Below are 25,458 nucleotides of genomic sequence, written 5' to 3'. Positions count from 1 at the left end.
GTCTTTGCTTGCGGTTGAAGTCGGCAACGCTTCGTTCTTACACTGAGTCGTCAGGGACATCGCCTGAGTCGATCCGGGCGCGCTACCCGCCGCGCGCTTGCAGGGTAGCGCTATGACCTCCAGCTCCCGAAAAACGACCACCGACGATTGGGTCAGGATTCGCCGCGACCAGGAAACCGGGATCGAGAGCGTGCACGCGCATTTCCGCGGACACGCCTACGATCCCCACGATCACGACGAAGTGCTGGTCGGCATCACCTTGCAGGGAATCCAGCGGTTCCACTGCCATCGATCGCTCCATACCAGCACGCCGGGGCGCGCCATCCTGATCGAGCCTGGGGCGGTCCACGACGGACATGCGCCCGAGGAGGACGGCTTCACCTACGCGATGCTCTACCTCCCGCAGTCCTGGGTGGCGCAGATGCTGCAACGGCTCGGGCAGTGGGACATCTCCGCGATTCAACCGGCGTTCCGGAGCACCTTGACCGGCGACGCAGTGTTGAGCGCGGCGATACGGCAGGCGTTCCTCGCCGTGCATCATGGCGAAGGCCGCCTGGCGCGGGACCAGAGCCTGGATCGCATGATGCGGCGGCTGTCCTCGCACCTGTCCGCGGATGCGCAGCCCGCGCGCGATTCGGCGGCAAGGATGGCGCGGGCCAGGGATTTCCTTCACGAGCAGATGGAACGCGACGTCGGCCTCGATGAACTTGCCGGCTACGCCGGCATGGACCGGTTCCGCCTCACCCGGCAATTCCAGCGCACGTTCGGCCTGTCGCCGCACGCGTACCTGGTCCGCTTGCGGTTGCGCGTCGCGCGCGCCCTGCTGGCCACTGGCCAGGAACCGGCGGACGTGGCGCTCAAGGTCGGCTTTGCCGATCAAAGCCATCTGGGCCGCTGGTTCAAGCGCGCCTATCGGCTCACCCCGGCCGCCTACAGGCGGCAATGCACAGGCGTTCTAGATTGAATCCTGGGCGGCTCCGACCATGACCACAGTCCAGCAAGAACGGAGTTCCCCAATGTTCGACACCAAAGTGGCTCTCATCGTCCGCAACGACCTGGCGACCTGGCAACGGTTGAATGTCGTTGCGTTCCTGGCGACCGGCATCGCATCGGCCGCCCCAGACGCCATGGGCGAACCCTACGTCGATGCGAACGGCCATCGCTACGGCAACATGCTCGGGCAACCGATGCTGGTGTTCGAGGCCGACCTCGCCGGACTGCAGGCCGCGCATCGCGTGGGACTGGAGCGCGAGATCACCGTGCTGCCGTATGTGTTCGCCATGTTCGCGACCGGGCACGACGACGCCAATCGCCAGGCATTCGGCGCGGAAGACCCGGGCGATCTGAACCTTGTGGGGATCGGGTTGCGCGGGCCGAAGAAAGCCGTGGAAAAAGCCACGAAGCGCCTGTCCCTGCATCCGTGACGCGGCGCGCGGCGATGCGGCCGTGCCGAATCTTCCCGGGTTGTCCCGCACGCCGCACCGTCCCCTGCACGGTCGGTCGTTAGCGGATGGCTCCAGGCGATGCGTAGCGATGCCTGGCACCCGGCGCAGGCGCACGGTCCGCGCATCCGGATGACGTGCGCCGCCGGCCAAGATCATGCGTCCACGACAAACACACCACTCGGATAACGGCCGCATATGAACTCGACGAACGCCCGGACCTTGGGACTCTGCAGGCGCCGTGAGGTGTGCAACACCCACAGTTCGACCTCGTCGCCGGCCGCGCCCCACGCGACCAGTTCGCCCTCGTCGAGAAGGCGCCCGATGAGCGACTGCGGCAGCATGGCCGCGCCCGCGCCGGCGGTGACGGCATCGCGGACCGTCAGCAGCGAGGACAGCCGCAGGACGGGCTGTGGTTCGACCACGAGCTGGCCGCCCTGGACGGACCACAGCTCGCCGTCGCGATAGGACGGCATCACCACGGCCGGGACGCGCAGCGTCTCGCCCTTGCGCCCTTTGGGGGTCTCGACGACAGGAGCCGCCGCAAGCACCAACCGGTCCTTGGCGAAACACCTGCCGACCAGCGCGCTGTCCTTGCGCGGGTTGATGCGGATGGCGACGTCGAAGTGCTCGTCGACGAGGTCGGCGACGCGGTCCTCGGAGACGGCTTCTATCTGCACTTGCGGATGGAGCGCCTGGAACGCGGCGGCAAGCCGTCCCAGCGCCACTTGCGAGAACAGCAGCGGCGCTGCGACACGCAGCCGGCCTCGCGGGGTCGCCAGTCCATCCCGCGCCGCCGCGATCGCGTCGGCAACCTCGCGCATCGGCCCCTCGAGTCTTGCCAGCAGGATCCGGCCGGCTTCGGTCAGGCCCAGGCTGCGCTCGCCTCGCTCGATGAGCCGTATGCCCAGGGAGTCTTCGAGATCGGCAACCCGGCGCGACAGGGTCGCTTTGGACCGGCCACTGGCGCGGCTGGCTCTGCCGAAGCCGCCGTGCGCAGCCACCAGTTGGAAATCTTCCAGGGCGTTCAGGTCCATTTCGTCTCAAATTTGGTACGAGGCGTCCATATTTTAGAGTCTGTGTTTTGAATATGGAACCTCCTATCGTTTGGCCCACACCCAGACCGAACCCCAACCAAGGAAATCACCATGACCATTCTCGTAACCGGTGCAACCGGCACTGTCGGCCGTCAGGTCGTCGAACACCTCGTCAAGCGCGGCGCCGATGTCCGCGCGCTGGTCCGCGATCCATCCAAGGCCAACTTGCCGGCAGGCGTCGAGGTCGTCCAAGGCGATCTGCTCGATGTAGATTCGCTGCGCGGCGCCTTCTCCGGCGTCTCCACGCTGTTTCTGCTCAACGCCGTGGTGGCCGACGAGTACACCCAGGCGCTGATCGCACTGAACGTCGCCCGCGAGGCCGGGATCGAACGGTTCGTCTATCTGTCGGTGATCCACAGCGACCTGTACGTCAACGTGCCGCACTTCGCGGGCAAGTACGGCGTGGAACGCATGATCGAGCAGATGGGCCTGAACGCCACCATCCTGCGTCCGGCCTACTTCATCGACAACGACCTCACGATCAAGGACGTGGTGAGCGGCTACGGCGTCTATCCGATGCCGATCGGCAGCAAGGGCCTGGCGATGGTCGACACGCGCGACATCGGCGAGGTCGCGGCCATCGAACTGCTGCGCCGCGAGCAGTCGGCAGTGCCGCTGGCGCTGGAGCGCATCAACCTGGTCGGCCCCGAGACGCTGACCGGCACCGCCATCGCCGCGATCTGGAGCGACGCGCTGGGCCGCCAGATCTCCTATCCGGGCGAGGACACCGCCGCATTCGAGCAGAACCTGCGCCAGTTCATGCCGAGTTGGATGGCCTTCGACATGCGCCTGATGAGCGAGCGTTTCATCAGCGACGGAATGATCCCCGCCGCCGGCGACGTCGAACGCCTGACCACGCTGCTGGGTCGCCCGCTGCACTCCTATCGCGAGTTCGCCACCCGGGTCGCGACCTCCTCCTGACAAGCAGCGCTTGCGCACCTACACCACCAGGACTCCACCATGATCTATTCGACCGCCACCGTCGCCGTGAACCCTCCCGGCGAACGCCCGCTGACCCGCGCGCAGGCCTGGCAGGGCCTGCTGCTCAAGGCCCGCGACGCCCGCCTGTTCCTGCCCGAGGGCCTGTGCACCCGCTGCGACGTCGTGGAGGAAAGCGCGACGCACTTCGTGCGCGAAGCCACGATCGCCGGCACCGACCTGCGCGAGATCATCGTCCTCGAACCGGAAAGCAAGATCACCTTCTTCCAGGCCACCGGCCCGCGCGAAGGCGCGATCGTCAACGTGCTTTTCGAGGACGCGGCCGGAGCGCTGCAGCTGCGCTTCTATTGCTATCTCGGCCTGCGCGGCAAAGAGCCGGGCGGCCCCGAGGAGCAAGCCGAGCAGGCCCAGTTCGACAGCGACAAGGGCTACAAGGCGGCGCTGCAATCGACGCTGAAACGCACCCGCGAACTGCTCGCGGACGGCAGGCTCTGAACAACCGTCCGCCTCTCGCCGCAACGGCTCCGCCAGGAAACGCCTGGCCGAGACATGAGATCCCCCCTGGGACGACCTCTATCAACAGGCGTCCCGTCCTCCGAGGAAGCCAACATGCAACAGCACGACAGCGGCAATATCGCGCCTGACCGACCGAAGATTCTGGTCCTGGGTGCGACCGGCGGCACCGGCCGGCTCATCGTCGGCCAGGCGGTGGCCCGAGGCTACGACGTCGCGGCGCTGGTGCGTTCGCCCGATGCGGCGCGCCATCTCGGCGGGGCACGACTCATCGTGGGAGACGCCCGCGACGAGACGATCCTGCGCCAGGCGCTGCGCGACCGCGACGCCGTCATCAGCGCATTGGGCACGCCGGCCAGCCCGCGCCGCGAGGTCACCCTGCTCTCCACCGCGACGCGAGCGCTCGTGAGCGCGATGAAGGCAGAGCAGGTCACACGCCTGATCGGCATTACCGGAATGGGGGCCGGCGACAGCACAGGACACGGCGGATTTCTGTTCGACAAGCTGATCTTTCCATTGCTTCTGCGCAAGGTGTATGCAGACAAGAATCGGCAGGAAGCCCTGATCCGCGACAGCGGCCTCGACTGGGTGCTGGTCCGCCCATCCGTGCTCAACGACAAGCCCGCCCGCGGCGAAGTCCGCGCGATCACCGATCTCACCGGCTTCCGCGGCGGCAGCATCGCGCGGGCGGATGTCGCGACGTTCGTCTTGGACCAGGTGGCCTCCGATGCCTGGTTGCATCGCGCGCCGCTGGTCACCTGGTAAGCGCACCGCGCGCGCTACTGCCCGGACCGCGCCGGACGAGCAGACGGACGCGGCCCGCCGCGGTATAGCCGCGACCAGAAGCCAGCGACCAACGCTGTCGGCAACGAGTCGATGGCGGTTTGGCGTCCCGGGACTACGGCGACTTGTGATCCGGTAGCGGCGCGAACCGTGCGGGCCATGCGCCTTCGAAACCGTGCCTGCGAAAGTTCCTGAACACGGTGTCTGATTTATATACCGGTCAGTTTGAAATTCAGGGCAAGTTCGGGTGGCTAACGGATAATTTACATATCGGCAGCGAACGGCCCACGCCTCAGCGCCGACTAAACCAATAACAAGGGTATCCCGATCATGAAGACTTCTCTGCTCGCTCTCGGCCTCCTGGCCACTCTGCCGTTCGCTGCCTCTGCGGCCGAAGGCCTGTCCTACAACTACGTCGAAGGCGGTTACATCAAGACCGACGCCAGCGGCGGCGACGCGGATGGTTGGGCCATCAAGGGCTCCTACGCGATCAACCCGAACTTCAGCGTGTTCGGCGACTTCAACCGCCAGAAGACCGATTTCGGCGACGTCGACGTCGACCAGTGGCGCATCGGCGCCGGCTACAACCACGAGATCTCGACCAGCACCGATCTGGTGACCCGCGTGGCCTACAACCGCTTCGACCCGGAATACGGCACCAAGTTCAACGGCTACAGCGCCGAAGTGGGCATCCGTACCGCGTTCAACCCGTACCTCGAGGTGTATGCGCTGGGCGGTTACGAGGACTACACCAAGAAGGACGGCATCAACCCGGACGGCGAGTTCTACGGCCGCCTCGGCGCCCAGGCCAAGCTCAACCAGAACTGGGGCCTGAGCGCGGACCTGAAGATGAACCGCGATGGCGACAAGGAATGGTTCGTCGGCCCGCGTTTCAGCTGGTAAGCGACACCGCGTAGCGCTGCGCGCCGCGTCTCTCTCCGCTGCGCGCGGTTCGAAGCCCGGTCCCAGGACCGGGCTTCTTTTTTGCGCGGCGTTCGGGCCAAGTGGCCGCAGACACGAAAAAGCCCGGCTTCGGCCGGGCTTTTTCGTGTCTAAAACAACGCGCGATCAGCTGAACAGCGTGGTCGGGTACTCCGGCTTCTGCTCGCGGGCCAGCAACTGCTGCAGGCCGACCGCCGGGGTCAGTTCGCCGTGCAGCACCGCGCGCACCGCGTTGGAGATCGGCAGGTCGATGCCATGGCGTTCGGCCTGGCGCATCACCTCGTCGGCGGTCTGCACCGACTCGACCACCTGGCCGATCGCGCGAACCGCGTCGGGCAGGGTCTGCCCGCGGCCCAGGGCCAGGCCCAGGCGCCGGTTGCGCGACAGGTCGCCGGTGCAGGTCAGCACCAGATCGCCGAGTCCGGCCAGGCCCATCAGCGTTTCCGGCTTGCCGCCGATCGCCGCGGCCAGCCGCAGCATCTCGTTGAGCCCGCGGGTGATCAGGCCGGCGCGGGCGTTCAGGCCCAGCTCCATGCCGTCGGCCACGCCGGTGGCCACCGCCAGCACGTTCTTCATCGCCCCGCCCAGCTCGGCACCGACCATGTCGTCGCCGGTGTAGGCGCGGAAGGTGGGGCCGTGCATCGCGTCGGCGACCTGCTGCGCGAACGCGGCATCGCCGTGCACGGTCACCGCGGTCGGCAGGTCCAGCGCCACTTCCTTGGCGAACGACGGCCCGGTCACCACCGCCAGCGGCACGTCCTCGCCCAGGATCTGCTGCGCCACCTCGTGCAGGAAGCGCCCGGAGCCGGGCTCGAAGCCCTTGGTCGCCCAGGCCACGCCGGCCTGCGGCGGGCGCAGCGGCGCCAGCTGGTGCAGGGTTTCGGTGAACGCGTGCGACGGCACCACCACCAGGATCCAGTCGGCGCCGTGCACGGCCGCCGCCAGGTCGGTAGTGGCCTGCAGGCTCGCCGGCAGCGGGATCTGCGGCAGGTAGCGCGGGTTCTCGTGGCGCTGTTGAATCGCCTCGGCGACGACGGCGTCGCGCCCCCACAGCACGGTCGGGAAACCGTGCCGGGCGACGAGCGCGGCCAGGGCGGTGCCCCAGGAACCGGCGCCGAGGACGGCGATCTTCTTCGCAGGGTTATCGCGCATGCGCAACGGCGGACGCGCTCAGGCGTTGCCGGCCGGCTCCGAGTCGGCGAGCGACTGGGTCTCGCCCTGCTGCGCGCGCTGGCGCAGGGTTTCGGCGTACAGCGCTTCGAAGTTGATCGGCTGCAGGAAGAACGGCGGGAAGCCGCCGGCCTGGATCAGGTCGCTGACCAGCGAGCGCACGTACGGGAACAGGATGTTCGGGCACTGCGTGCCGAGCAGCACGTCCACCGCCTGCGGGTCCAGGCCGACCAGGCCGAACACGCCGGCCTGCTGCACTTCGGCCACGTAGGCGGTCTTGCCGGCGGCGGTGCAGGTCAGGGTCACCGCGAGCACCACTTCGAAGGCCTGCTCGTTCAGGCGCTGCACGCGCTGGTTGAGGTTGAGCTGCAACTCCGGCTGCACGTTGTCGTTGAACACCGCCGGCGCGTTCGGCGACTCGAAGGACACGTCCTTGACGTAGATCTTCTCGATGGTGAAAGCGGGGCCGGCTGCGGCTTCGGCCGGCGCCGTGGCGCCGTTGTTGGTGACGTCGGACATTTCTTGACTCCGGTGGATTCAGGTAACAGAAAGATTCGGGATTATCACATGCCGGCCGCGGCGCTCGGCGCCCGACCGGGACGCGCGATCAGCGGCCCTTGACCAGCGGCAGATCGGCCTGCTGCCAGGCGGCGATGCCGCCGTCGAGCACGTAGACCTGCTCGAAGCCGGCCTTCTTCAGCTGCTTGGCGGCGGCGTCGGCGGTGTTGCCGGTGCGGCACACCAGCACCACCGGCGAGGACTTGGCGTTGGCCACCAGCTTGTGCTCGGGGCCGAACTGGCTCGGCGTGGCGTTGCGGCTGCCGGCGATATGGCCCTTCTCGAAATCGGCCGCGGCCGACAGGTCGACCAGGACCGCGTTGCCGGCATTGATCAGCAGGGTCAGTTCGGCCGGGCGCAGGGTCTTGAAGCCGCGGAACAGGCGCGCGATTTCGGTGACGATCAGGGCGATGGTCAGGCCGACCAGGGCCAGGGCCAGCATCGGGTTGCGGCCGGCGAAGGCCAGCAGTTCTTCGAAGTTCACAGGAATAGGGGGCTGGAAGCGGGCGCCGATTGTCGCACAGCTGGCCGGCGGCGCTACTGGCCGTTCCACAAGTCCGGCAGGCCGTCCAGCAGCCACCAGGTCTTGGCCTGCGCGTCCCAGCGCCAGCGCTCGCGGTAGCGCACGATGCGCTCGGCCTGGGTATTGCGGTTGATCACGCCCAGTTCGATGTCGCGTACCGCGTCGCCATCCAGCGCGCCGACCCGCCCGACCTTGTAGGAGGACACCTGCACCTGGCGGTAGCGCTCCAGTTGCAGATCGGTCAGCGGGTGCGCCTGCCGGTAGGCCGGATCCACCGCTTCCCAGGCCGACTCGAACTCGCTCCAGCGGATCGCGGTGCCGTAGGCGGTCTGCAGATCGTCGAGCTTGTTCTGCTGGCTGCGGCTGGCGGCCAGCGCGGTGCCAGCGAAACCCAGCACCAGCAGCAGCGCCAGGGCGCGGAACGTCGAGTGCATGGCGGGTTTCCGGATGGGCGCGAGCGATGCGCGCATCCTACCCTTTCGCGATGGCGACGAAACGCCCGCTCAGCGTCGCCGCGGCGGCGGCATCGGCCGGGCCGACGTGGGCCTGGATGCCGATCCGGGCACGGCCGCGCTGGCGGAAGGTCTGCACGAAGGTGTCCCAGTCGGCCTGCGCATCGGCGCCGGCCTGCGCGTGCAGGTCGGCATACAGCGGCGCCAGGTAGCGCACCTGGGTATCGGCGACGTAGACGTCGGCCTGCAGGCCGGCGCGGTGCAGCTCGCAATTGACCAGTGCCCAGCCGGCCAGGGTCATCACCGAACCCAGGCTGCCGCCGAAGGCGTTGCCCTTGTCGTTGAGGTTGGCCGCCAGCGGCGCGACCACGTGCAAGCGCTGATCGGCATAGCCCTGCAGCGCGACCTGCAGCGCCGCCACCGGCGGCATCGCATCGAACTGCCGCTGCAACTGCTGCAGGAACGCATCGAAAGGAAGATCCGCTGCCATGGTGCGATTGTGCTGCCGGTGGGGGCTCGCATAATGCCTGGCATGAGCGCACATGCAACCGTTGCCGCCGCGGCCTGGACCCTGATCTCGCTGCGCCCGCAGGGCGAGCACGCGCCGCTGCGCCGCGCCGCGGCGCGGGTCGGCGCGCGGCTGCTGGCGGTCTCGCCATGGCGCCTGCACGCCTGCGACGACGCCGCCACGCGCACCGCGCTGGCGCTGGCGCTGGCCGCGCCGCGGGTGCTCTTCAGCAGTCCGGCGGCGGTGCGCGCGGCCGCGGCGCTGCAGCCGCTGGCGGCGGCGCCCGGGCAATGCTGGCTGGCGGTGGGCGCCGGCACCGCACGCGCGCTGCAGCGCCATGGCATCGCCGAGGTCGTGGTGCCGGAACGGATGGACAGCGATGGCCTGCTGGCCTTGCCGCAGCTGGCCGCCCGCGATGGCGCCGTCGGCCTGATCACCGCGCCCGGCGGGCGTGGCCTGATCGCCGCACAGCTGCAGGCGCGCGGCACGCCGTTGCAGCGCGCCGATGTCTACCGCCGGGTGCCGGTGCCCCTGTCCGCCGCGCGCATCGCCCGGCTGCGCGCCGCGGCGCCGGGCGTGCTGGCGCTGAGCAGCGGCGAGGCGCTGCGGCTGGTGCTGGACCGCCTGCCCGACGACCTGGCCGCCGCCTGGCGCGCGCGGCCGCTGGTCGCGGCCAGCGCGCGGCTGGCCGCGCAGGCCGCCGAACTCGGCTTCGCCGACATCGCGCGCGCCGCCGGTCCGCTGCCGCAGCAACTGGCCACCGCCGCCGCCGCGGTCGTAACGCGCTCGCCACCTCGCTGAACGCGCGCCGCCCCCCGGCTTGCGGGCGCGGTGCCGCTCACGCCATGCTCCCGCGTGCCGTGGGTCCGGCCGTCGCCATCGTCGCGACGGGACGCAGGCTATAAGGATGCCCCCGCCGATGACCGAAATCTCGTCCACGCCCCGCCGCTCCACGCGCTGGATCTGGCTGCTTCTGGTACTGGCCATGCTGGCTGCGCTCGCGCTGGCCGGTTGGCGCGGCTGGGAGTGGTGGCAGGCGCGCAACGCGCGCGCGCTGGCCGAGCAATCGGAGACCCAACTGCAGTTGCAGGCCCTGCAACAGAACCTGGAAACCCTGCGCCGCGACCAGCGCGCCACCGTGCAGCGGGTCCAGGATGCGGCCAGCACCAACCGCGTGCTGCGCGACGAGATGCTCGGCCTCAGCCAGCGCAGCGCGTTGCTCGAAGACAACGTCGCCAAGCTCGCCGACTCCAATCGCCACGGCGCGCAGGCGCTGCGCCTGGACGAGGTGGAACTGCTGCTGAGCCAGGGCCAGCAGCGCCTGGACGTGGCCGGCGATACCCAGGGCGCCCGCCGCGCCTATGCGCTGGCCAGCGGCGTGCTGGAAGGCGTGGACGATCCGCGCTATCTCAACCTGCGCCAGGTGCTGCTGCAGGAACGCACCGCACTGGACGCGCTCGGCGAAGGGCCGCAGGCGCGGCTGTCGGCGCAGTTGGACGCCTTCGCCGCCAGCCTGGAGGCATTGCCCACGCAACTGCCCGAGCGCACGCAAGCCCCGCTGTGGCAACGGCTGCTGTCGCCGCTGGTCAAGATCCGCCCCGCCCAGGGCGGCGTGCTGGTCGCGCGTTCGGAGCGGATCGCCGCGCGCGATGCGCTGCAGCTGGACCTGAGCCTGGCGCGCGCCGCACTGGAGCGTGGCGACGCGCGCGGCTACCGCGGCGCGCTGACCCGCGCCGGCACCTGGCTGCAACGCCTGTGGCCCGATTCGGCGCCGCTGCGCGAACGCCGCGCCACATTGCAGACCCTGCGCAACGCCGCCCTGCGCCCGGCCGTCCCCGAGCTGGGCACCACCCTGCAGCAGTTGCGCACCATGCGCGACGCAAGGAGCCAACCATGAAATCCCTCCGTTCCCTGATCGTGTTGCTGGTGGTGATCGCCCTGGGCGTGATCGGCGCGCAGTGGCTGGCGCAGGACAAGCTGGGCGACCTCGGCGAAGTGGTCGTGCGCGCAGGCGGCAACGACTACATCTCGCCGCTGCCGCAGGCGGCGCTGCTGCTGGTGATCGCCTTCCTGGTGCTGTTGCTGCTGTGGAATCTGCTCAGCTTCCCGTTCCGCGCCTGGGGCCGGCATCGCCGCAAGCAATCGCGCGCGCGCCTGATCGAAGGCCTGACCGCGCTGCACAACGGCCAGTGGGCGCGCGCCGAGAAACAGCTCAATGCCGCTGCGGAAGATCCCGACGTCAGCGCCATCGCCCTGGTCGCAGCGGTCCGCGTGGCCGATGCGCGCGCCGACGCGGAGGCGGCCAACCGCTATCTGCAGCGCCTGAGCGAGCGCGACGCCGGCGCGCACGCGCTGCTGCAGGGCGAACGCCTTCTGGCCCAGCAACGTCCGGTCGATGCGATCAATGCGCTGGACGTGGCCGCGGCGCAGCCGTTGCCGCCGCGCGGGTTGCTGCTGCGCACCGAGGCGCTGACCAGCATCGGCCGCGCCGGCGAGGCCTATGGCCAGCTTGGTGCGATCCGCCAGCAGCAGGCCTTGCCGCTGGACGCGATCGGCCCGTTGGAATCGCGCCTGGCGTCCGCCTCGCTGCAGCAGGCGGACGATGCCAACGCGCTGGCCGAGCGCTGGGAAAGCCTGCCCAAGTCGCAGCGCAGCGAACCGGCCGTGGTCGAGGCCTATGCCACCCGCGCCGCCGCGCTGCACTGGGACGATGCGGCGCTGCGCGCCGTGGAACAGGCCCTGGAGACGCGCTGGGACGAAGGCCTGGCGGCGCTGTACGGGCGCCTGCCGGTGGAGAAATACGATTCGCGCCGCGCCAGCGCGCAGCGCTGGCTGCAGAGCCATCCGGACAGCCCGGGCCTGCTGCTGACCCTGGCGCGGCTGGCGCATCAGCAACAGCAATGGCCGCAGTCGGAAGAATTCCTGCATCGCGCGCTGGCGCTGGGCGCCGGCGCAGAGGCCTGGGAGGCGTTCGGCGATGGCCATGCCGAGGCCGGCGACTCCTTCATGGCGCAGCGCTGCTACGCCAACGCGCTGCGCGTGCAACGCGGCGAACTGGCCCAGCCGCTGCCTGCGGCCAGCGCGCCGGTGGTGCCGATCGACCCGGATCCGGGCAGCGACGAACGCCGCGACGAACACGGGTTCCCGCGCCTGCAGGAATGAGTGCGGCAGTAGGGATGACGCACCGTTGACCGAGGCCGGCGTCGGCTGCAGCCGGCGCCGGGTTTCTCATTCAAGGATTGCAGGGCCAGCGCTTGGCCGGCCGGCCGAACCGACCGGCTCAGCGCCGCAACGCGGCCGGCAGCGCCGGCAGGCGCGCCAGGAATGCGGGCGCCACGCCCTTGTAGCGCGCATAGCGCTCGTCCATGCGCCGCGGCACCAGGATGCGCGCGCCGAGCAGGCCGGCGACCAGCATGGCCAGGAACATCCCCAGGCCCAGCCAGAGCCCGGCTTCGTCGCCGACGGCAAACCCCAGCAGCGGCGCGACCACGAACGCAGCTGCCGTGAGCAGCACGAAGCGGTTGCGCCTGCGCCGATGCTCCGCGCACATGCCGAGCACATGGCTGCTGCGCTTGCGCGCGATCAGCGCCGCGATCGCATAGATCACCACGCTCACCAGGATCAGCACGTACCAGCCCGGCGCGTGCCAGTAGAACGTGCGCTTCTTCAGTTCGTCGTTGCGCAGCGCCACCCCGCACTTGACGCAATGCGCCGGGAACGGCGTATCGCGCAGGCACAGCAGGTCGTCGCCGTCGCGCCACAGCGTCTCGCCCGGCAGCGGCGGCATGGTGGTGGCCTGGATGGCGGCGTCGGGCGCCTGATACGGATTGAAGCTGTCGAGCTGGTTCATGGCATGCGCCCCCTGCGCGCCGTTCGGCCTGCATCGTGCAGGCGGATCGGCGCGCATGGTAGCGCAGCGGCAAGCGCTGCTGGCGGGCGATGGCGGGGGAAAGAACCTATTCGACGATGCGGCGGTCGTGGCCGCGTTGAGCGGCGCCTTCGGGCCCGGCGCTATCGCCCTGCGCGCTTTCGCGGCCCGGCGCCCCAGGCGCGCGGGCCGCATGCCGCGGCTCAGCGCTCGACGATCGCCACCACGCCCATGCCGCCGGCGGTGCAGATCGAGATCAGCGCCCGCCCGCCGCCGCGTTCGACCAACTGCTTGGCCACCGTGGCGACGATGCGCGCGCCGGTCGCCGCGAACGGATGGCCGGTGGCCAGCGAGGACCCCAGCGGATTGATCTTGGCCGGATCGATCTGCCCCAGCGGCGCGTCCAGGCCGAGCCGGGTGCGGCAGTAGTCCTCGCTCTCCCAGGCGCGCAGCGTGCACAGCACCTGCGCGGCGAAGGCCTCGTGGATTTCGTAGATATCGAAGTCCTGCAGGCTCAGGTTGTGCCGCTTGAGCATGTCCGGCACGGCGATGGTCGGCGCCATCAGCAGGCCTTCGCCGTGCACGAAGTCCACCGCGGCGACCTGCGCATCGCGCAGGTACGCCATCGGCACATGGCCGTGCGCCTGCGCCCATTCCTCCGAGGCCAGCAGCACCGCGGCGGCGCCGTCGGTCAGCGGGGTGGAGTTGGCCGCGGTCAGGGTGCCGCGGCCGCTGGTCTTGTCGAAGGCCGGCTTCAGCGTGGCGAGCTTTTCCAGCGAGGTGTCGGCGCGCAGGATGTTGTCGCGCTCCACGCCGCGGAACGGGGCGATCAGGTCGGCGAAGAAGCCGCGCTCGTAGGCCGCGGCCAGCTTGTGGTGCGAGGACACCGCCCAGGCGTCCTGCGAATCGCGCGCGATGTTCCACTGTTTGGCCATGTCCTCGCAGTGGTCGCCCATGCTCTTGCCGGTGCGCGGCTCGGCCACGCCGGGGAACTCGGGCTTGAGCTCGGCGAACTTGAAGCTGCGGGTCAGCGCGCGGATCTTGTCGCCGGTGGTCTTGGCGCGGTTGGCGGCCAGCAGCCGCGCGCGCAGCTTCTTGCCGTACACGATCGGTACTTCCGAGGTGGTGTCCGAACCGCCGCCGATGCCCGACTCGATCTGCCCCAGCGCGATCTTGTTGGCCACGGTGATGATGCTGTCCAGGCTGGTGCCGCAGGCGCGCTGCAGGGTGATGCCCGGCGTCAGCGGCGACAGCCCCGACGACAGCGCGGCCTCGCGGCCCAGGTTCCAGTCGCTGGAGTGCTTGATCACCGCCCCCATCGCCACCTCGCCCAACTGCTGGCCGTGCAGGCCGTAGCGCTCGACCAGCGCGCCCAGCGTGCGCACCGACATGCCGAGGTTCCCGACATCCGCATACGCCGTGTTCTGCCGGCAAAACGGAATACGGACGCCGCCGAGAATGGCGACGGGACGGGCTACTGGCATGGGATTACCTCGCGCGAGGGGTCGGGGACATGGCCTGCACGTTAGCGCAGGCATAATGAAGCGAGTGTAGCTTTGCGCCCGCGACGGGCCAACCGCCAAGCCATGAGCCAAGCCATTGCCAGCATGAATGCCCGCGGCGTGATCGCCCTGGAACTGTCCGCCGGGCTCGCCCCGGCCCACGCGGCGCTGCCGCACGCCCTGGCCGCGGAGCTGGCCGAGAAGGTCGGCCGCGACCTGGCGCAACTGGTGCCGGCGGTGCGCGAGCTGGAATTGAGCCTGGCCGGCGCGCATTTCGACCCCGCCGAGGTGTTGCGCCCGGGCTGGCCGATGCACCGGCGCCTGGACGAGCTGCGCGCACGCGCGCCCGGCCGCGACGCCGGCCCGCGCCTGCTGGCGTTCGGCGCCGATGCCGACGGCGCCGTGCCGCTGCCGTTCCAGGCCGACACCGCCCTGCTCGGCGGCGCGCTGCGGGTGGTGCCGTTCCTGCTCAGCGGCCCTGCCGAGACGCTGCAACCGGTCGCCGAGGCGCTGGAAGAGGTGTTGCTGGCACAGGGCATGGCGCAGCCGGACACCGCACTGCTGGCGCAGCAGGCGTTCGGCGCGCAGATCGAGCACGCACGCTATCTGACGGTCAACGACCTGGCCGCGATGATGTCGATGCAGTACGACAACCAGGGCCTGGCGCCGCTGTGGCCGCTGATCGAGACCGCGTTGCTGGCGCCGGACCAGGAAGAATGGCTGGCCAGCCCGCCCGAGCCGCTGCTGCGCTACCGCGGCGGCGAAGTACGCATGGCCTTGTTCGACCCGGCCAGCTGGTGCGCGCACTACGCCCACGACCGCCAGGACTGCGAGCGCCTGCAGCGGGTCTACGAACACTACCTGGCCCGGCAGCGGCAGCTGGCCGCGGTGCTGGAAGCGCACGGCATGCCGGTGCTGTACGTGCATTGCGAGGCTGGGCAGGACGCGAGCCAGGCATTGGCCGCGGCTTAGGTTTCGCGGTTGCCGGCCGCTATCGGCTCGGCGGACGTAGCACTCCCCCACTCTCCAGGGTGGCGGAGGGGAACGCCGCATCGTCTCCCTCTCCGGTCGTCCCGAATGCGCCAATCCATCGTCAGCATCCTGATCGCGCTCGGCGCCTGTGTGAGCATCCCCGCCTGGGCCGACACGCCGGCGGCGGTCTGCCAGGTGGATGCGGCGTCGCAACGCGTCTGGCCTGCGCCGTTCCCACAGCATGCAACGTCCGCGGGCGTGGTCACCCTCGACGTCACGGTAGGCAAGGATGGGCGCGCCTCCTACACGCGGATCCGCACCTCCTCCGGCCAGGCATTGTTGGACGCCTCCGCCCGTCGCGCCGTGCAACACTGGACGTTCCGGTGCCCGGATCAGGCGCGCCCGATCGCGCCGGTGGCCATTCGTTACGCAGCGCCCGCCTGCTCGCTAGACATCGCCTCGAAGAACAGGAATCCACCGACCTATCCCGCAGCGGCCAAGGCCGCCAGGCAGCAAGGCGATGCCTACGTGTCGCTGCGCCCGCAGTCGACGGGAGCCGACAGCGAAGTCCGCCTCGTCGCCAGCAGCGGCAGCGCCAGCCTGGATCAGGCCGCGCTGGCGGCCGCGCGGAAATGGCGCTTCGCCTGCGCGACACCGGCTTCCGCAAACGGCTGGATCGAAGTGCCGGTCCGATTCGAACTGGATACGCCTGCCGCTAGGGCCCCTTTGGCACGCGCACAGGCGCCGGGACGCGATACGCAGGAAGCGGACGCCGTGCCGCTGCCCTACCGCAGCGTGGCCGAAGCGGCGAACGCGCTACCGAAGGATCGTTCGCTGAAGACCACGACGCTCGCCGCGACACCCGCCGGCATGCACCTGTATCAATCCACCAAGCAAGCGGTTGAAGCATCGGAGGATTATGCGGTCGTGAACTGGATCGTGTTCCTGCCTCCGCATCCGCTGGCGCCGTCCGTGGTCCGTTACACCACGTCCACCGATTTCAGCGGCGCTGGGTCCGCAACTGCGCCGGCACGAAGAGTCCGGGCGGGCAGGCTGTGCGAGGCCTCTGCGGCGACCTGCCAACGTCTGGACGCACAGATCAAAAAACTGCTCGGTGGCGACCGCTGATCGCGCTGAACGATCCAGCGTCGGAGGGATCGGGCCTGCCACCGCGCAGCGCGGTGGCAGGCATTTGCATCGGCGCAGCGGGCGCTGCGCCATCCGCCTGGCGCGTTACTGGGCCGCGGGCGCTAACGCGTTGCCCTTGATCACGCCGCAGGCCAGGCGGCCGCCGGCGTTGCCGGTGGGCTGGGTCTTGTAGTCGTCCGGGTCGGCGTGGACGATCACCGCGTGGTTGAGGATGTCGAAGCCGTCGCCCTTGCCGATGTTGACGTTGTTGGACACCGGCGCGTCGATCGTGGCCTTGCCGTCGGCGTCGGCCTTCAGGTTCGGCATGTCGCCGCCGTGGTGCGGATCGGCACTGACCTGGCCGTGCTCGGACTTGGCCGGGTTGAAGTGGCCGCCGGCACTGCTGCCGTCGGGCGCGCTGCAATCGCCGAACTCGTGGATGTGGAAGCCGTGCTCGCTGTTGGGCTTGAGCCCGGTGATGGTGCCGGTGACGTGCACGACGCCATCGACCGTATCGAACTTGACCTCGCCGGCGACCTGGTTGCCCTGGGTCGGGCTCAGCGCGGCGCTGGCGGCGGCCTGGGCGGGCGTGGCGGCGGGCGCGGGTTCTGCGGCCGGTGCCGGGGTGGCGGCCGGCGTCGCCGCCGCGGCGGGGGCGTCGGCTGCGGCAGGCGCTTCGCGCTTGCAGGCGCCGAGCGCGAGGGTGGTGGCCAGGAACAGGACGGTGGGAAGCGTACGCATGGTGGTTCTCCTTGAGGGGCCGCGGAATGCGGACGTTCGCCGCGGAGCACGCTCCGGGCGGATGATCGGTTAGCGCAACACGCGGATCACGCCGCAGGCCACGCGCGCGCCGGCGTTGCCGGCCGGCTGGCTGCGGTAGTCGTCGGCATCTGCATGCGCGACCAGCGCGCGCCCGGCGATGTCGTTGGCCGCGCCGCCGCCGAGCACCACGCCGTGCAGCAGCACATCGACCTGGGCGACGCCGTCGGCGTTGGCGCTGAGGTTGTCCATGTCGCCGGCATGGTGCGGACCGCTGCCGGCGCGGCCATGCGGACCGCCGAGCGGATTGAAGTGGCCGCCGGCGCTGCTGGCGTCGGCCGCACTGCAATCGCCGCGCTCGTGCACGTGGAACGCGAACGCGCGGTTGGGCTGCAGACCGCCGAGGGTGCCGGTGATGCGCACGCCGCCGGGCGCGGCGACCAGCGACAGCTTGCCGCTGACCAGGCTGCCGGAGGCCGGGGCGAGCACCGCCTGCGCCTGCTGCGCGGTGCCGCTGGTGGGCATCGGCGGCGCTTTCGGCGGCGGCGGTGGTGGCGCTACCGGCGGCGCACTGCTGCAGCCGGCCAGTATCAGCAACGCGCTTCCCACGATGGCATGCAAGCTGTAACGCATCGGCATTGGCTCCTTGTGCAGCGAAAACTAGAGGGGTGGCCGTTCACAGCTCATGAAGGCTGCGCCCGGCGGGCAAGTCTAAACCGGCGCTGCGCGCCGGTTCGGGATTCGGGATTCGGGATTCGGGATTCGGGATTCGGGAATCGGGAATCGGGAATCGGGAATCGGCAGAGCGTCGCAGCGGTTGCTTACGAAGTCTGCGGAGAAATCAGACAAGGCCCGTTGCTTTCCGGGTCCCCGGTCCCGAGTCCCGGGTCCCGGCCGCACTCAGCGGCGGCGCCGGCCCGGGCCGAGCTTGCGGGTGACCGTGTTGCGGCCCACGCCCAGGCGCGCAGCGGCTTCGGCACGGCGGCCCTGGGTGAAGCGCAGCGCCACTTCCAGCAGCGCCTTGTCGAAACGGTCGCGCGCTTCCGCGTGCAGGCCCTCGGCGCCGTCGGTCAGGCGCTGCTGCGCCCAGGCCGACAACTGCGCATCCCATTCGCCGCCCTCGCCGCTGCGCTCGCGGCGGCTGCCGCGCAGCAGCGCGCCGTCCACGTCGTGCGCGTCGATGACCTCGGCCGGCGCCAGCGCGGCCAGCCGCCAGCACACGTTCTCCAGTTCGCGCACGTTGCCCGGCCAGGCGTAGCCGCGCAATGCGTCCAGCGCCGCCGGCGACAGCCGTTTGGGCGGGGTGTCGAGCTTGCGCGCGGCCATCGCCAGGAAGTTCTCGGCCAGCTGCGGCACGTCGGCACGGCGCTCGCGCAGCGGCGGCAGCTGCAGCCGCACCACGTCCAGCCGATGCAGCAGGTCGGCGCGGAAGCGGCCCTGTTCGACCAGCGCCTCCAGGTCCTGGTGGGTCGCGGCGATCACCCGCACATCGACCCGGATCAGTTCGCGGCCGCCGACGCGGAAGAATTCGTTCTCGGCCAGCACGCGCAGCAGCCGGGTCTGCAGCGGCAGCGGCATGTCGCCGATCTCGTCCAGGAACAGGGTGCCGCCGTCGGCCTGTTCGAAGCGGCCGATGTGGCGCCGCTGCGCGCCGGTGAAGGCGCCGGCCTCGTGGCCGAACAGTTCGCTTTCCAGCAGCTCGGCCGGGATCGCCGCGGTGTTGAGCGCGACGAACGGCTTGCGCGCGCGCGGCGACTCGGTGTGCAGCGCGTGCGCGACCAGTTCCTTGCCGGTGCCGGTCTCGCCGTTGATCAACACCGACAGCGGCGCCTGCGCCAGGCGGCCGATGGCGCGAAACAGCGCGCGCATCGCCGGGGTATCGCCGATCAGTTCGGCGCTGCCCTGGCTGGACATCGGCAGCGCGACCTCGGCGACGCCGCCGGCCTCCGGCAGCGCGCGCGCGGCCAGCGCCACGGCGTCGTCCAGGTCGAACGGCTTGGACAGGAATTCGTGCGCGCCGCCGCGGAACGCGCCGGCGGTGCTGGCCACGTCGGTGTAGGCGGACATCACGATCACCGGCAGTTGCGGATGCGCGGCCTTGAGCTTGTCCAGCAGCACCAGGCCGTCGTCGCCGGGCATGCGCACGTCGGTGAACAGCAGGTCCGGCAGCGGACGCTGCGCCAGCGCCTGCAACGCCGAGGCGGCGCTGTCGAAGCCGTCCACGCTGTAGCCGGCGTCGCGCAGGGCGGTGGACAGCACGAAGCGGACCGAGCGGTCGTCGTCGACCACCCAGATGCGTTGCGATCCTTCCAGGGATTCGGTCATCGGAATGCTCCTATTCGGGGTCCGCTGCGGCCTGCGGCAGCAGCAGGGTGAAAACGGTATGCCCGGGGCGGGAGCGGAAGGTCAGCGAACCGGCGTGCTCGCGCGCCACCTGCTGCGCCAGCGCCAGGCCCAGGCCGCTGCCCTCGGCACGGCCGCTGACCAGCGGCAGGAACAGGTGCTCGGCCAGTTCCTCCGGCACGCCACGGCCGTCGTCGACGATCTCCAGGCGCACGCCGCGCGCATGCACGCGGTCGCGGATGCGCTGGGCATGCTCGACGCGGGTGCGCAGGGTCACCTGCGCGGCGCCGGCCTGGATCGCGTTGCGGACCAGGTTCCACACCGCCTGGGTCAGGCGGTCGGCATCGCCGAGGAATTCGGGAATGCTGGGGTCGTAGTCGCGCTGCAGGCGCACCGACCAGCCGCCCTCGTTCTCGGCCAGGCGCAGCACCCGCTCCAGCACCGCGTGGATGTTGAGCATGGCGTGCGGCCGCGCCGGCGCCGGCGACAGCAACTGGTCGAGCAGACTGTTGAGGCGCTCGATCTCCGCGCCGATCAGGTCGATCAGCTCGCGCTCGTCCTCGTCGCGATGCTGCGCGCGCCGCGCCAGCAACTGCGCGGCGCCCTTGAGCCCGGCCAGCGGATTGCGCAATTCGTGGGCCAGCCCCTTCAGCGCCGCGCCGAGCGCGTTGGGCAAGGCCTGGGCCGGATCCGGGGTGGGGAATTCGTCGACCGGGTGCGCTTCCAGCAGCCAGCCGCCATTGTCCATCCGCGACAGCCAGCCCTCGGCAAAGCGCGGAGTCTCGCCGGGAATGGCCAGGGCCATGCGGTGCAGGCGCAGCACGTCGCGCTCGTCGTTGAGCAGGAACCGCGCCAGCGCGTCGCCCTGCACTTCCAGCGAGGCCAGCGGCTGGTCGAGCAGGCGCCGCACGCTCACGCCCAGCCAGCGCGCGAAGGCCGGATTGGCGCCGAGCAGGCGGCCGTCGGCATCGGCCCAGACCACCGGGGTGCCGAGCGCGTCGAGCGGGGGCGGAGGCGAGGTCATCTGCATTGCACCAATGTAGTGCAAAGGCTGCCGGAAGGCGCTGAACGCCTGGCCGGGCGGGCCATTTGCCGGAACCTGCCGGCAACGTCGGCCGGCACCGAGGCGCGGCCTGTCGCAGCCACCGCGGCCGGCGGGCACGAGGCGCCGCGGGCAACGGGGGAACCAATGAGTGGGGGTCGGGCGAGGCTAGCGGCCACGCGGGAATACCTCAGATCGCTAAGAAAACTGCCGTCGTTCCGCCCCATGGAGCGCCGGCGATGGCCACTGACCGCCAGGACCGGTGCATACCGGCCGCAGGCGGGATTGCCGCAGCGGCCCGCGACGCAAGGTCGCGGGCCGGTCTTGCTCAGGACTCGTACGCGGCTTCGCCGTGCGAGGTGATGTCCAGGCCCTCGCGCTCGGCTTCTTCCGACACCCGCAGGCCGAACACCAGCTTGGCGACCAGGAAGCCGACCACCGAGACCACGCCGATCCAGACCACGGTCACGCCGACGCCGGTGGCCTGCACCAGCACCTGATGGCCCATGGTCACGCCTTCGGCATAGCCGGCGCCGCCCAGTGCCTTGTCGGTGAACACGCCGGTCAGGATCGCACCGACGATGCCGCCGACGCCGTGCACGCCGAACACGTCCAGCGTGTCGTCGGCGTTGAGCAGCTTCTTCAGCCCGGTCACGCCCCACACGCAGATCGCGCCGGCGGCCACGCCGATGGCGATCGCGCCGAACGGGCCGACGGTGCCGGCAGCCGGGGTGATGCCGACCAGGCCGGCGACCATGCCCGAGGCCACGCCCAGCGCCGAGGACTTGCCCTTGACCAGCTTCTCGACCAGCGACCAGGCCAGCACCGCGGCGGCGGTGGCCAGCAGCGTGTTGAGGAAGGCCAGTGCCGCAGTGGCGTTGGCTTCCAGCGCCGAACCGGCGTTGAAGCCGAACCAGCCCACCCACAGCAGCGAGGCGCCGACGAAGGTCAGGGTCACGTTGTGCGGCTTGAGCGCGGTCTGGCCGAAGCCCAGGCGCTTGCCGACGAAGTAGGAACCGACCAGACCGGCGATACCGGCATTGATGTGCACCACGGTGCCGCCGGCGAAGTCCAGCGCGCCCTTGGTGAACAGGAAGCCCGGCGCCGCCCACACCATGTGCGCCAGCGGCAGGTAGCCGAAGGTGAACCAGATGACGACGAACAGCAGCACCGCGGCGAACTTCACGCGTTCGGCGAAGGCGCCGACGATCAGCGCGCCGGTGATGCCGGCGAAGGTCAGCTGGAAGGCGACGAACACGTATTCCGGCAGTTTGAAGCCCTTGGAGAAGGTATCGGCCAGCGTGGTGGTATCCACGCCGTGCAGCAGCGCCTTGTTGAGCGTGCCGACGAACGGGCCGCCATCGGCGAAGGCCAGGCTGTAGCCGTACAGCACCCACAGGACCGCGATCAGCGAGAACACCACGCCGACCTGGATCAGCACCGACAGCACGTTCTTGGAGCGCACCATGCCGCCGTAGAACAGCGCCAGCCCCGGCACCACCATCAGCAGCACCAGCAGCGTGGAGGTCAGCATCCAGGCGACGTCGCCCTTGTCCACCACCGGCGCGGCGGCTTCGGGCGCGGCGGCGGCGGCCGGCGGCGCCGGCGGCGTCAGTTGTTCGGTGACCACGTCCGGCGTCGGCGCCGGGGTCACTTCGGCCTGGGCGAAGGCCGTGCCCGGCACGCCCATCGCCATCGCGCTGACCAGCATCAGCATGCATACCGCGTAGAACCGGGCCTTCCACCCGGAGAAAAGACCTGTCTTCATGAGGGGCTCCAGGGTGGGGTTAGAGCGCATCTGCGCCGATCTCGCCGGTGCGGATCCGGATGACCTGTTCGATCGCGGTGACGAAGATCTTGCCGTCGCCGATCTTGCCGGTCCCGGCCGCGGTCTGGATCGCCTCGACCACGGCCTCCAGACGCTCGTCGGTCACCACGGTCTCGATCTTGATCTTGGGCAGGAAGTCGACGACGTACTCGGCACCGCGGTATAGCTCGGTGTGGCCTTTCTGCCGGCCGAAGCCCTTGACCTCGGTGACGGTGATGCCGGACACGCCTGCCTGCGACAAGGCCTCGCGGACCTCGTCGAGCTTGAATGGCCGGATGATGGCGGTGATCAGTTTCATGCGCATACCCCGTTGGTGGAAGGAGCCGGCCGCCGAACGCCGGCCGGCGGTTTGCATATCATCGGCGCCGCGAACGGCGCCGTCCTGCTGCGCGGTGCGTCCCGCGGATCACGCCGTGGCGCGGCGCACGGCAGTGCGACGGCAACGGCGACGTGGGAGGGAGCGTGGCCCACGGCACGCAAGCGCTGTCTTTCGTGGTGCATCCCCTGGAAAACCGGCTGTTGCGACTGATTCGGGCGCGGACCACCGGCACGGCTCCCCAGCCGAGTAGGTGGCGGCGATGACGAAGGAGGGAGGGGTAACCTTCGCCATCGCCGCGCGTGGAACTCAGTTGGCGTAGTACAGCTGGTATTCCAGCGGGTGCGTTGCGGCGCGGAACTTGGTCACTTCCTGCATCTTCAGCGCGATGTAGCCGTCGATGAAGTCGTCGCTGAACACGCCGCCGGCCTTGAGGAACTCGCGGTCGGCGTCGAGCGCTTCCAGCGCCTGGTCGAGGCTGGAGCACACCTGCGGGATCTTCTTCTCTTCTTCCGGCGGCAGGTCGTACAGGTCCTTGTCGCTGGGCGCGCCCGGGTCGATCTGGTTCTTGATGCCGTCCAGACCGGCCATCATCAGCGCGGCGAAGGTCAGGTAGCCGGACTGCAGCGGATCCGGGAAACGGATCTCGATGCGGCGCGCCTTCGGGTTGGACACCCACGGAATGCGGCACGAGGCCGAGCGGTTGCGCGCCGAGTAGGCCAGCATCACCGGCGCCTCGAAGCCCGGGACCAGGCGCTTGTAGCTGTTGGTACCGGAGTTGGTGAAGGCGTTGATCGCCTTGGCGTGCTTGAAGATGCCGCCGATGTACCACAGCGCCATCTGCGACAGGCCGCCGTAGCCGTCGCCGGAGAACAGGTTGGTGCCGCCCTTGGCCAGCGACTGGTGCACGTGCATGCCCGAGCCGTTGTCGCCGACGATCGGCTTGGGCATGAAGGTCGCGGTCTTGCCGTTGCGGTAGGCGACGTTCTTGATGATGTACTTCATCATCATCAGCTCGTCGGCCTTCTTCACCAGCGAGTTGAACTTGGTGCCGATCTCGCACTGGCCGGCGGTGGCCACTTCGTGGTGGTGCACCTCGACCTCGATGCCGACCTGCTCCAGGGTCTTGCACATTTCGGCGCGCAGGTCCTGCAGCGAGTCGGTCGGCGGCACCGGGAAGTAGCCGCCCTTGACCGCCGGACGGTAGCCGCTGTTGCCGCCTTCGATCTTGCTGCCGCTGCTCCACGCCGCTTCTTCCGAATCGATCTTGAAGAAGGTGTGGCCCATCTCGTTGCCGAAGCGCACGCCGTCGAAGATGAAGAATTCCGGCTCCGGGCCGAAGAACGCCTGGTCGGCGATGCCGCTGGACTTCAGGTAGGCCTCGGCGCGCTTGGCCACGCCGCGCGGGTCGCGGTCGTAGCTCTGCATGGTGGCCGGGTCGAGGATGTCGCAGGTCAGGACCAGGGTCGGGTCGGCCATGAACGGATCGATGAACGCGGTGTCGGCGTCGGGCAGCAGGACCATGTCCGACTCGTTGATGCCCTTCCAACCCGAGATCGAGCTGCCGTCGAACATCTTGCCCTCTTCGAACAGCGCCGGCTCGATGATGCTCACGGGGAAGGTCACGTGCTGCTGCACGCCGCGCATATCGACGAACCGCAGGTCGACGAACTCGACCTTGTTGTCCTTGACCAGCTTCTCAATATTTTCCGCAGACATCGATGAAACCTCGGGTTGGTGAATGACTTGCCCAGTAAGAGCAATCGCCGTGCCAACTGTGACCGGTTCACAAGTCCTTGATTTTGGTGAAGGGAGCACGCCAACGGGGCGAAATCCATGCACCAAAATAGTTCGATGACGATTTAGAGCACCAAAATGGTGCTCGAGGCAATGTTTTATCCTTGCCCGGCTTTCCTCCCCCACAAGCCGAACCCTCCCCCATGAGCGACATGTTCTCCGCCCTGCTGCTGGGCATCCTCGAAGGCCTGACCGAATTCCTGCCGGTCTCCAGCACCGGCCACCTGCTGATCGCCGAGCAATGGCTCGGCCGCCGCTCGGACTTCTTCAACATCGTGATCCAGGCCGGCGCGATCCTGGCCACCACCCTGGTGTTCCGGCAGAAGCTATGGACGCTGGCCACCGGGCTGGGCGACCGCGCCAACCGCGACTACGTGCTCAAGCTGGGCACCGCGTTCCTGGTCACCGCGGTGGTCGGCCTGGCGGTGCGCAAGGCCGGCTGGCAGCTGCCGGAAACGGTGCAGCCGGTGGCCTGGGCCTTGGTGATCGGCGGCGTGTGGATGCTGGTGGCCGAGCATTTCGCCGCGCGCATGCCCGAGCGCGAGCTGGTGACCTGGAAGGTGGCCATCGCGGTGGGCCTGGCGCAGGTGGTGGCCGGCGTGTTTCCCGGCACCTCGCGCTCGGCCGCGACGATCTTCCTGGCGATGCTGCTGGGCCTGAGCAAGCGCTCGGCCGCGGCCGATTTCGCGTTCCTGGTCGGCATCCCGACCATGTTCGCGGCCAGCGGCTATTCGTTCCTGGAGCTGTACAAGAACGGCGCGGTGGGCAGCGAGGATTGGGGCGACGTGGCCGTCGCCTTCGCCGCCGCGGTAGTGACCGGCTTCATCGTGGTGAAGTGGCTGCTGGGCTACATCAAGTCGCACCGCTTCACTGCGTTCGCGGTGTACCGCATCGTGCTCGGTGCGGCGCTGTTGCTGTGGCTGCCGGCGGCCTGAGGGCTGGTTGGCTGGCGGCCGTACCCTCACCCCAACCCCTC

General features: G+C 69.6%; 27 protein-coding genes. 12 read left to right on the top strand and 15 right to left on the bottom strand.

Annotation, left to right across the window (positions count from 1 at the left end; all coding sequences use genetic code 11):
* The first annotated feature begins 112 nt into the window (after positions 1–112).
* Entirely contained in the window at positions 113–964 is an 852-nt protein-coding gene (locus tag JR064_RS07260) for an AraC family transcriptional regulator (RefSeq protein WP_206229269.1), read from the top strand.
* 52 nt (positions 965–1,016) lie between these two features.
* Positions 1,017–1,424 carry a DUF2000 domain-containing protein gene (locus JR064_RS07255; RefSeq protein WP_179571126.1) on the top strand — a complete coding sequence of 136 codons (408 nt, stop codon included), beginning with the start codon at positions 1,017–1,019 and terminating at the stop codon, positions 1,422–1,424.
* A gap of 173 nt (positions 1,425–1,597) precedes the next feature.
* Here JR064_RS07255 and JR064_RS07250 read toward each other — a convergent pair whose 3' ends face one another.
* Positions 1,598–2,479 carry a LysR family transcriptional regulator gene (locus tag JR064_RS07250; RefSeq protein WP_206229268.1) on the bottom strand — a complete coding sequence of 294 codons (882 nt, stop codon included), beginning with the start codon at positions 2,477–2,479 and terminating at the stop codon, positions 1,598–1,600.
* Between the two features lie 111 nt (positions 2,480–2,590).
* Here JR064_RS07250 and JR064_RS07245 point away from each other — a divergent pair, with 111 nt between their 5' ends.
* From JR064_RS07245 to JR064_RS07230, 4 genes are all read left to right on the top strand, one after another.
* A complete protein-coding gene (locus tag JR064_RS07245) occupies positions 2,591–3,460 on the top strand; it encodes an SDR family oxidoreductase (protein ID WP_206229267.1) in 870 nt (289 codons plus the stop codon).
* A 39-nt stretch (positions 3,461–3,499) separates the two neighbouring features.
* Positions 3,500–3,973: an AtaL-like protein gene (locus tag JR064_RS07240; RefSeq protein ID WP_206229266.1), complete on the top strand. Its 474-nt coding sequence runs from the start codon at positions 3,500–3,502 to the stop codon at positions 3,971–3,973.
* Between the two features lie 114 nt (positions 3,974–4,087).
* Positions 4,088–4,756: an NAD(P)-dependent oxidoreductase gene (locus JR064_RS07235; protein WP_206229265.1), complete on the top strand. Its 669-nt coding sequence runs from the start codon at positions 4,088–4,090 to the stop codon at positions 4,754–4,756.
* Between the two features lie 348 nt (positions 4,757–5,104).
* Entirely contained in the window at positions 5,105–5,677 is a 573-nt protein-coding gene (locus tag JR064_RS07230; protein ID WP_179571131.1) for an OmpO family porin, read from the top strand.
* A gap of 165 nt (positions 5,678–5,842) precedes the next feature.
* Here JR064_RS07230 and JR064_RS07225 read toward each other — a convergent pair whose 3' ends face one another.
* From JR064_RS07225 to JR064_RS07205, 5 genes are all read right to left on the bottom strand, one after another.
* Positions 5,843–6,868 (bottom strand): NAD(P)H-dependent glycerol-3-phosphate dehydrogenase, encoded by a 1,026-nt coding sequence (locus JR064_RS07225; RefSeq protein ID WP_179571132.1) that lies wholly within the window; start codon positions 6,866–6,868, stop codon positions 5,843–5,845.
* Between the two features lie 18 nt (positions 6,869–6,886).
* Entirely contained in the window at positions 6,887–7,405 is a 519-nt protein-coding gene (gene secB, locus JR064_RS07220; protein WP_179571133.1) for a protein-export chaperone SecB, read from the bottom strand.
* Between the two features lie 88 nt (positions 7,406–7,493).
* A complete protein-coding gene (locus JR064_RS07215; RefSeq protein ID WP_179571134.1) occupies positions 7,494–7,928 on the bottom strand; it encodes a rhodanese-like domain-containing protein in 435 nt (144 codons plus the stop codon).
* 53 nt (positions 7,929–7,981) lie between these two features.
* Positions 7,982–8,401, bottom strand: coding sequence for a hypothetical protein (locus tag JR064_RS07210; RefSeq protein ID WP_179571135.1), 420 nt, complete (start codon positions 8,399–8,401; stop codon positions 7,982–7,984).
* A 37-nt stretch (positions 8,402–8,438) separates the two neighbouring features.
* Positions 8,439–8,909, bottom strand: coding sequence for a YiiD C-terminal domain-containing protein (locus JR064_RS07205; RefSeq protein WP_206229264.1), 471 nt, complete (start codon positions 8,907–8,909; stop codon positions 8,439–8,441).
* 42 nt (positions 8,910–8,951) lie between these two features.
* On the opposite strand from JR064_RS07205, the gene JR064_RS07200 reads away from it, so the two are divergent.
* The 3 genes from JR064_RS07200 (at position 8,952) to JR064_RS07190 (ending at position 12,089) form a co-directional block, all read left to right on the top strand.
* Positions 8,952–9,728 (top strand): uroporphyrinogen-III synthase, encoded by a 777-nt coding sequence (locus tag JR064_RS07200; protein WP_425510278.1) that lies wholly within the window; start codon positions 8,952–8,954, stop codon positions 9,726–9,728.
* A 118-nt stretch (positions 9,729–9,846) separates the two neighbouring features.
* A complete protein-coding gene (locus JR064_RS07195) occupies positions 9,847–10,824 on the top strand; it encodes a uroporphyrinogen-III C-methyltransferase (RefSeq protein ID WP_191826612.1) in 978 nt (325 codons plus the stop codon).
* Positions 10,821–12,089 carry a heme biosynthesis HemY N-terminal domain-containing protein gene (locus tag JR064_RS07190; protein ID WP_206229262.1) on the top strand — a complete coding sequence of 423 codons (1,269 nt, stop codon included), beginning with the start codon at positions 10,821–10,823 and terminating at the stop codon, positions 12,087–12,089. Before JR064_RS07195 ends, JR064_RS07190 begins: the two co-directional genes overlap by 4 nt.
* Before the next feature lie 118 nt (positions 12,090–12,207).
* On the opposite strand, the gene JR064_RS07185 is transcribed toward JR064_RS07190, so the two are convergent.
* Together JR064_RS07185 and JR064_RS07180 are read right to left on the bottom strand one after the other, a co-directional pair.
* Complete coding sequence (locus JR064_RS07185; RefSeq protein WP_206229261.1) at positions 12,208–12,777, bottom strand: hypothetical protein; 570 nt, start codon at positions 12,775–12,777, stop codon at positions 12,208–12,210.
* 221 nt (positions 12,778–12,998) lie between these two features.
* A complete protein-coding gene (locus JR064_RS07180; protein WP_179571141.1) occupies positions 12,999–14,279 on the bottom strand; it encodes an acetyl-CoA C-acetyltransferase in 1,281 nt (426 codons plus the stop codon).
* 102 nt (positions 14,280–14,381) lie between these two features.
* On the opposite strand from JR064_RS07180, the gene JR064_RS07175 reads away from it, so the two are divergent.
* Together JR064_RS07175 and JR064_RS07170 are read left to right on the top strand one after the other, a co-directional pair.
* On the top strand, positions 14,382–15,269 hold the full coding sequence (locus JR064_RS07175) for a hypothetical protein (protein WP_206229260.1): 888 nt from the start codon (positions 14,382–14,384) through the stop codon (positions 15,267–15,269).
* A 105-nt stretch (positions 15,270–15,374) separates the two neighbouring features.
* The gene (locus JR064_RS07170) at positions 15,375–16,397 is read left to right on the top strand and encodes an energy transducer TonB (protein ID WP_191826615.1); all 1,023 of its coding nucleotides are present in this window, start codon (positions 15,375–15,377) and stop codon (positions 16,395–16,397) included.
* 105 nt (positions 16,398–16,502) lie between these two features.
* Here JR064_RS07170 and JR064_RS07165 read toward each other — a convergent pair whose 3' ends face one another.
* From JR064_RS07165 to glnA, 7 genes are all read right to left on the bottom strand, one after another.
* Entirely contained in the window at positions 16,503–17,138 is a 636-nt protein-coding gene (locus JR064_RS07165) for a superoxide dismutase family protein (RefSeq protein ID WP_206229259.1), read from the bottom strand.
* Positions 17,139–17,207: 69 nt separating this feature from the next.
* The gene (locus JR064_RS07160; protein WP_179571144.1) at positions 17,208–17,789 is read right to left on the bottom strand and encodes a superoxide dismutase family protein; all 582 of its coding nucleotides are present in this window, start codon (positions 17,787–17,789) and stop codon (positions 17,208–17,210) included.
* A gap of 267 nt (positions 17,790–18,056) precedes the next feature.
* Entirely contained in the window at positions 18,057–19,481 is a 1,425-nt protein-coding gene (gene ntrC, locus JR064_RS07155) for a nitrogen regulation protein NR(I) (protein ID WP_206229258.1), read from the bottom strand.
* 10 nt (positions 19,482–19,491) lie between these two features.
* On the bottom strand, positions 19,492–20,529 hold the full coding sequence (locus JR064_RS07150) for a two-component system sensor histidine kinase NtrB (RefSeq protein ID WP_179571146.1): 1,038 nt from the start codon (positions 20,527–20,529) through the stop codon (positions 19,492–19,494).
* Positions 20,530–20,869: 340 nt separating this feature from the next.
* A complete protein-coding gene (gene amt / locus JR064_RS07145) occupies positions 20,870–22,309 on the bottom strand; it encodes an ammonium transporter (protein WP_179571147.1) in 1,440 nt (479 codons plus the stop codon).
* Between the two features lie 19 nt (positions 22,310–22,328).
* Complete coding sequence (locus JR064_RS07140; protein ID WP_039009092.1) at positions 22,329–22,667, bottom strand: P-II family nitrogen regulator; 339 nt, start codon at positions 22,665–22,667, stop codon at positions 22,329–22,331.
* A 327-nt stretch (positions 22,668–22,994) separates the two neighbouring features.
* Positions 22,995–24,404, bottom strand: a complete 1,410-nt coding sequence (gene glnA, locus JR064_RS07135; RefSeq protein WP_003480122.1) for a type I glutamate--ammonia ligase — start codon at positions 24,402–24,404, stop codon at positions 22,995–22,997.
* 221 nt (positions 24,405–24,625) lie between these two features.
* Here glnA and JR064_RS07130 point away from each other — a divergent pair, with 221 nt between their 5' ends.
* Positions 24,626–25,417: an undecaprenyl-diphosphate phosphatase gene (locus JR064_RS07130; protein WP_179571148.1), complete on the top strand. Its 792-nt coding sequence runs from the start codon at positions 24,626–24,628 to the stop codon at positions 25,415–25,417.
* The last annotated feature ends 41 nt before the right edge of the window (positions 25,418–25,458 follow it).

Origin of the sequence: Xanthomonas bonasiae (assembly GCF_017163705.1) — a bacterium.
In the GTDB taxonomy this organism is placed as follows: Bacteria; Pseudomonadota; Gammaproteobacteria; order Xanthomonadales; family Xanthomonadaceae; genus Xanthomonas_A; species Xanthomonas_A bonasiae.
The sequence above is the reverse complement of the archived record's forward strand: the minus strand, read 5'-3'. Positions and strand labels throughout refer to the sequence as shown.